General features: G+C 61.0%; 1 protein-coding gene. It reads right to left on the reverse strand.

From position 1 onward, the window contains the following. The coding region (locus AC4FWB_RS34220; RefSeq protein WP_491030617.1) for an adenylate/guanylate cyclase domain-containing protein at positions 1-1,272 on the reverse strand (1,272 nt) is incomplete at its 3' end. Positions 1,273-1,296 lie beyond the last annotated feature (24 nt).

Consider the following 1,296-nt stretch of genomic DNA (forward strand, 5'->3'; position numbering starts at 1 on the left):
CTTGAACATAACCGCGACTGCCTCGTCGGACCGGTGCTCGCGAACCAGCAAGCTGGCTACGAGCTGATAGTAGGACGGCGAAGGATGCTTGGCCGCCTCCCCCAGATACTTGTAGACGTTGTACAGCGCACCGATGTCCGAAACGACTAACGCTTTGCCCCGCGGCCCGTCCATGTCCCAATAGGCCCATGCGAGCGAGGCTGCCGCCGCGCCGAAATTCGGATCAAGTTCCAGCGCCTGCTGGAAAAACCTCACCGCTTGCGCAAACTCGTCTGGAGTATTGCGACGATTGTAGATTTCCATGCCCTGGAGGTAAGCTTCGTAGGCTGCAGGATTGCGCGTGCCGCCCGCGACATCTGCCTTGCCTTGTTCGCTGACGAGACGGAGCTTGAGCGCGCCGGCGATACTGACAACGACCTTGTCCTGCAGCGCAAACACATCCGCCCACTGGCCGTCGAAACGTTCTGCCCAGAGATGACCGGTGGTCGAGCCGTCGATCAATTGCGCATTGATGCGCATGTCGTCGCCGACCCTACGTATCGAGCCCTCCAGAATGTACCGGACACCACGCGCCGCGGCGATCTCAGCGTGTTCAGTCTTCTTGTCCTTGTAGGTGGAAGCCGCGTTTCGCGATACGACGAACAGGCCGGGCACGCGTGCAAGTTCTGTGGTCAGGTCCTCGGTGAAACCGTCAGCCAGATAACCTTGCGCCTTGTCGTCGCTGAGATTGTCAAATGGAAGCACGACGAGGGATGGCCGAGTGTCGGCTTTCGCATTGGTCGTCAGAGCAGTAGGCCGAAGCGGTGGCTCCCACGGTCGCCACCACGCTGCTGCAAGGCCGACCGCGACAACAAGGGCCCCAATGGCGACAGCCAGATTGCGCCTGAAGCGTGGGTGTCGATTGGCAGCCGTGGGCTTTCCAGCCACTGCGGGGTCGAGCAGCACCCGGTAGGCCTGCACCGGTTCGGCGATGTTCTTCAACCTCTGTTGGCCCATCGGCTCAAGGCCGAAAGCCAACTTCTTCTCAATCTCTTTTGCGACCTTTGCAGAGACACAGATGCCGCCGGGTTCCGCTAGTTGTTGGAGCCTGGCAGCGACGTTGACCCCCTCGCCATATCGGTCCTCGCCCTCGACAATCACCTCGCCGAGATTGATCCCGATCCTGACGCGAATTCGATGATCCTCGGAAACGGCGGTGTTGCGTTCCGCCAGGGCGCGCTGCAACGACACGGCACATTCGACCGGGTCCTCGTCGCTGCCGAATTCGGCCAACTGCCCATCGCCCTTCCGTGGGAT

Source organism: Mesorhizobium sp. LEGMi-168a (assembly GCF_058312955.1).